4 protein-coding genes and 4 pseudogenes are annotated in these 5,180 nt (G+C 44.1%); 1 reads left to right on the top strand and 7 read right to left on the bottom strand.

Annotated elements, in window-relative coordinates:
- From THEPK_RS10880 to THEPK_RS10870, 3 genes and pseudogenes are all read right to left on the bottom strand, one after another.
- Window positions 1–938: pseudogene (locus THEPK_RS10880) on the bottom strand (RNA-guided endonuclease InsQ/TnpB family protein); the annotation flags it as partial.
- 234 nt (window positions 939–1,172) lie between these two features.
- Window positions 1,173–1,940, bottom strand: a complete 768-nt coding sequence (locus THEPK_RS10875; RefSeq protein ID WP_042701834.1) for a geranylgeranylglyceryl/heptaprenylglyceryl phosphate synthase — start codon at window positions 1,938–1,940, stop codon at window positions 1,173–1,175.
- A pseudogene (locus tag THEPK_RS10870) lies at window positions 1,918–2,335 on the bottom strand (GIY-YIG nuclease family protein). Before THEPK_RS10870 ends, THEPK_RS10875 begins: the two are co-directional and overlap by 23 nt.
- A gap of 101 nt (window positions 2,336–2,436) precedes the next feature.
- Here THEPK_RS10870 and THEPK_RS10865 point away from each other — a divergent pair.
- Window positions 2,437–2,817 carry a DUF2095 family protein gene (locus THEPK_RS10865; RefSeq protein ID WP_042701830.1) on the top strand — a complete coding sequence of 127 codons (381 nt, stop codon included), beginning with the start codon at window positions 2,437–2,439 and terminating at the stop codon, window positions 2,815–2,817.
- On the opposite strand, the pseudogene THEPK_RS10860 reads toward THEPK_RS10865, so the two are convergent.
- The 4 genes and pseudogenes from THEPK_RS10860 to THEPK_RS13235 form a co-directional block, all read right to left on the bottom strand.
- Window positions 2,814–4,109, bottom strand: a pseudogene (locus tag THEPK_RS10860) (AMP phosphorylase); the annotation flags it as partial. The gene THEPK_RS10865 and the pseudogene THEPK_RS10860 overlap by 4 nt on opposite strands.
- Before the next feature lie 15 nt (window positions 4,110–4,124).
- Window positions 4,125–4,265 carry a hypothetical protein gene (locus THEPK_RS13240; protein WP_156882100.1) on the bottom strand — a complete coding sequence of 47 codons (141 nt, stop codon included), beginning with the start codon at window positions 4,263–4,265 and terminating at the stop codon, window positions 4,125–4,127.
- 526 nt (window positions 4,266–4,791) lie between these two features.
- A complete protein-coding gene (locus THEPK_RS10855) occupies window positions 4,792–4,974 on the bottom strand; it encodes a hypothetical protein (RefSeq protein ID WP_156882190.1) in 183 nt (60 codons plus the stop codon).
- 16 nt (window positions 4,975–4,990) lie between these two features.
- Window positions 4,991–5,180: pseudogene (locus THEPK_RS13235) on the bottom strand (IS6 family transposase); the annotation flags it as partial.

The following is a 5,180-nucleotide window of genomic DNA, read 5'->3' as shown; positions in this document are numbered from 1 at the left end:
GAGTATGAAGTTTTGCTTTTTACCTTTATCAGAGTTCCTCGCTATATCCTTTGGATAGCCAATTACAATTTTACTAACGCCTATCTCGTAAAGCCTTTCAACAGTCTGCCTGACTGCAGTGTTAATGTAGTGCCTCGCCTGTAGTTTGGTTTTCTGATGCATTCTCTTGAGTTTCCTGCTTGCCTTGTATCCCGACTTGTTGAGTTTTGACTGGTATTCCGCTATTCTTTTTGCCAGTAAAAGGCAATGCTTTTGAGAGGTCTCCCGTTCACGAGAAAAGCTTCACCATTCTCAATGTAAATGGCAATTAAATTATTTACTCCGAGGTCTATTCCTGCCGTCAGGTTGCTCTGTGGCTCTCTTGGAACTTTAACCCATTCTCCGTTAGTTAGTTTTTCCTCAACAGTGTAACTAACGTGAGCATGCCATTTCCGCTTTACAGAGTCGTAGATTATTTCCATCCTTCCCTGCTTGCCCTTCAAGTGAATTCTCCCCTTGAATTGAATTTTTAGCCTTCCAAACTTTCCGAGCCTTCTCAGCTCGATAGTGTTGTTTTCAATTTTATACTGGTCGTTCCTGAGTGGGATTACGAAGAGTTTTCTTCCATTCTCCTCCTTGACGAATTTTGGTGATCGTGGTTTGAACCATTCTGGTAGCTCTCCAGACTTTTTCTTCTTAAGTAGAGAGAAGAAGCTACGCCACGCTTCAGCATTCTTCCTTGCCAATTGTTGTACTGTTGAACCACCAACCCAGCCCTTGAACGTGTAATAGGCTTCCTTTTCCGTTGTTCCAAAGTCTATTTTCCCGAATTCTTTGAACTGTTTTAACCGCTCGTAATTGATTTTATTCCAGATTACTGCAGTAGCTTGGGCTAGCTCAAGAAGAGTTTTTTCTTGCTCCTTTGAGGGCTGGAGTTTGAGTGTTACTGTCCTTTTCATTGTCCCTCATTATTAATTTTACATCTTTGAGTTTAAAAGTGTTTTTGCTTTCCTGCTAAAGGGCTTGTTTATGGTTGGCTGTACCTCGCCCTTCAGGGCGAGGCTTGAGAAAGAAAAAGTCATAGTGTTTATCCTATGGTTTCTTGAGGGATTTTGGAAAGGTCTCTCAGAGTTAGTTAATGACCTTTTAGGAACCTCAAAAAAGTGAAGCAAGAAGGGCGAGCCCTTTTAATTCTAGGGCTTAACTTCTTTAACTCCCCTTATAATGCTCTCAAGCCTTTTTCTGGCCTCTTCCAGAGAGCCTGCCTTTTCTATCGCTGTCCCGGTAACTATTATATCCGCACCGCTCTGGGCGACTTCCTTCGCATCCTCATAGCTCCTTATGCCTCCACCTACTATGAGAGGTATGTCTATAACGCTCTTTACGGTTTTTATCATCTCATTCGGAACATGCTCCGGAGCACCGCTTCCCGCCTCAAGGTAAACGAGCCTCATCCCCATATACTGGCCAGCTAGGGCGTAAGCGGCGGCTATCTTTGGCTTGTGCCTTGGAATTGGCTTGGCATCACTAACCCACCCAACAGTTTCACCAGGCTCTATTATGAGATAAGCCATTGGTATGGGCTCAATCCCGTAGCGCTTTACTGTAAAAGCTCCAAGCGCCTGGGCACCAGTAATGAAAAAGGGATTCCGCGAATTGAGGAGGCTCATAAAGAATATTGCATCTGCATATTTGCTTATCCCCCCATGAGAACCAGGGAAAAGTATCACAGGTAAGCTGGAGCTCTCTTTTATTGACTTAACGACCTCATCAAGAATTTCTCCCTCTGCTCCTGTGGAGCCACCTACCATTATTGCGTCCACACCGAGTTCCTCACTCATTTTGGCAAGTTTCCCGGCAGTTTCAGGAGAAACATCATCCGGGTCTAGGAGAACAAAGTGAAGTTTTTCTTTCTCGAGCTTCTCATGAATGTATGATTCAACCTTCCCCATTCTCAGCATTCTCTTCCCTCCAGTTCATAATATCTTCGTAACTTTTAACTCTTTTCCACCTGGGGCCTCTTGAGTTTAAGATGTTACATATTGTTCCATCCGGAGGAATTGCAGAGTAATATAAATTCGTTTTTACCCCAACATCACTTGCCCCAAAGCCTTCAATCCCTTTAAAAGCTGGGTATTAGATAAGCACTCAAAAGCCGTGCTTTTTGAAGAAGAAAATCAATATGCCAGTGAAGACGTTTTTTCTTTTTGAAATGTCTTGCAACTCTTTTTTCAAGGGAGTTCATTGCAGAGCCAACGTAAATGTAGTATCCTTTTTTCAAACGAAACTCCCGGGCTTTTGTTCTTATGTTTGCATCTCTTTCCAGATAGATTACAAGAAGATAGGAGCCCTTCATGTTTAGAACTCTGCAAGAGAATATATAAGGGCTTTGCAAGGGCAAGGCAACAAAGTATATAAAGCAACTATTGGAACAAAAATCTGAAAGAGGTGCCCAAGATGGTGGATAAAAAGAAAAAACGTCCCATTGATGAATTTCCATGGCAGGAGTATGATAAGGAAGAATTTAAGGAGAAATACCCTCACCTAGCTAAGGAACTTGAAGAAGAACCCGGCCTTGTTATCGAAGGCTATAGAGTGGAAGAGGAAGAAGAGGAAGAATTGATGGATTTTTCCGGGTACAACCCGACAGTTATTGACTTTATAAGGAGATGCGAGACCGATGAGGAAGCTTTGGAAATTATTAACTGGATGGAAGAGCATGGCGAGATAACCCCCGAGCTGGCCAAAGAACTCAGAATAAAGCTCGTGAAAGAAGGTGTAAGAAGTTTTGGAAGCAAAAAAGAATGGGGATGGTACGAAAAGCACGGAAGACGTTAGATATTTCCAATTCTCTGGAGCACCATACCCTCTATTCTTATTGGCTCCATTCTCCTTGCCTGAATTATTGCCTGGTCAAGCCTAACTTCGCTCTCTGCGTGTATTGTAAAGAGTGGGTCCCCTTCCTTAACTTTTTCTCCAACTTTAACGTGGAACAAAATTCCGGCCCCTTTGTCTTCCGGTGCCCCAGCAGCCCTTGCTATTGTCGTTATCGCTTTGTTGTCGATCTTTGTTACGTATCCAGAGGTTTGAGCTACGAAGGTGTAGGTTTTGTCACCTATTGGAATGTCCTCGGGCTTTATATTTGGATCTCCGCCCTGTTCGGCTATTATCTCCTTCAGCTTTTCGTATGCTTTTCCGCTTTCGAGGATTTCTTTTGCCATCTTTTTACCCATCCCTGCCGGTGCCACTCCACCCATCTCAAGCAGAATTCCTGCCAAGCCTGTGGCCTTCTCCACCAGGCTTCCCGGACCTTTACCTGTCATTAAGGTCTCTAGGGCCTCTTTGGCCTCAAGTGCAGGGCCAACGGTATGTCCTATAGGCTGACCACCATAAGTAATTGCCGCTTCCACGTATTGCCCAAGCCTCTTTCCAAGCTCTATGAAGTCTTTTGCAAGAGACCTCGCTTCTTCTATGGTCTCGACCTTTACCCCCTCTCCCGTTGGTATGTCTATGAGAACGTATTGGGAACCCATGGCGTACTTCTTTGACATTATGCTCGCAAGCATAAGCCCCCTTGGGTCAATGCTTAGGGCCCTTTCGGCTTTAATCGTTAGGTCGTCAGCGGGGGCTAAGTTAAGGGCTCCGCCCCACACTAAACAGGCACCTATCTTTTCCACAATCCTCTTTATTTCATCCAATGAGAAAGTCACTGGAGCGAGGACTTCTACCACGTCAGCGGTTCCAGCGGCGCTTGTTATCGCCCTTGATGAGGTTTTTGGAATTGTCAATCCGGCTGCAGCAACAATTGGAACCACAAGCACGTTTGTTTTGTTTCCAGGAACCCCACCTATGCTGTGGACGTCCATAATTGGTTTTCTATCTATATCCAGCATGTCTCCAGTCTCTGCCATTGCTACTGTGAACCAGGCAATCTCGTCCATATCAAGCCCATTTATCTCGAGCGCAGTCACAAAAGAACTTATCTCTATGTCCCTGAGCTTCCTGTCGACAATGTCTTTCACAATAGATTCTATTTCAACTTTCTTAAGCTTTTGACCGTTCATCTTTTTCTTAATGTACCTCACACTTTCAGGAGTTCCTGCCGGAACTATGTTTACTATTTCCCCTTCAGGGCGTGTTTAGTTTCACCCCCTGTTATTTAAACAGTATTTGACTCTGAGGAGGATTTTCAGACCATAACACATTACCCCAAGCAGGATTCGGGTTACAGTAGTCTTTTTCAGAAAACAGGGGATCCTACTGCCAAACCACGTTGTAAAACGCACCCCAGAACCCCCTCATGAGGATTCCTATGCCTGTACTCTTCTTCAGAAAACACTCTGTCTCTCTTCTTACTACCAAAACCACCTGGAGCGTTCTTAGTTTTTCTTAACAATCGGCCGATAATCCTTTTTCCACCACAGTGTTCAGAACTTTCTTTGAATCATAAGCCCCATCAGCATAAAAATTCCCAGAACCCCCCGGCACGGAGTTCAATCAGCTCGTTCTCAGAAGTTGTGATCTTCACAGCAACCGGATACAGTAAACCCGGCAGGATTCTCGTTATTGCCTGAACTTCTATCCTACCCTTTTTTATTGTAATAATGGTTGAGTCTGCTTGAGTGCTGGCGTAGGGTAATTTCTGGAGTTTTTTCAGGAGGTGGTTTGTCAGTTCTTCGAGGTTCAGCTTTTTCTCCCAGTTGTGGAGGGTTGAGTAGTGAATGTTTGCTGAAGAATTTTCTGCCGTAGTGCTGGGCGTCTCTGAGGGGTAGGTTGTAGTATTGTTTAAAGAGGAGTATTGCCAGTATTGTTTTACTGGAAATTTTTGGATTTTGGCAGGTTCTTCAGCTTTCCTTCTGATTCGAAGTCTGCTAAAACGTCAAGAATTGCGAATGCCACGCTTTCAGGGTCTTTGAGTCTGTGATCCCATCTGGGGATCACGACAACCACCTGAAAGAATTCAGCAAAAACCCTAATAAAGGTTACTATAAACACGCCCACTAAGATACTGTCAGGATAACTGGGGTATCACCTCCTGAAGCCATTCAGTCACATCACCAGGCGGTCCACCAAACCGAGAATGAATTCTAACAAAATTATACCAGAATGAAAACAGAAAAACAAACCTAGTGAACCCTCCTCCAGTCTCTAGCCCTGAAGTTATTCCAGAAACGCTTTGTTCTCTCTTTAACAGTCCTAAA

Source organism: Thermococcus sp. PK (assembly GCF_000430485.1).
GTDB classification, from domain to species: domain Archaea; phylum Methanobacteriota_B; class Thermococci; order Thermococcales; family Thermococcaceae; genus Thermococcus_A; species Thermococcus_A bergensis.
This window is presented reverse-complemented; position numbering and strand designations above follow the sequence as displayed.

What these genes read in the sequence shown, in the direction of transcription:
- THEPK_RS10875 (WP_042701834.1), bottom strand. Translation starts at nt 1,940, where the DNA reads ATGCTGAGAATGGGGAAGGTTGAATCATACATTCATGAGAAGCTCGAG.
- THEPK_RS10865 (WP_042701830.1), top strand. Translation starts at nt 2,437, where the DNA reads ATGGTGGATAAAAAGAAAAAACGTCCCATTGATGAATTTCCATGGCAG.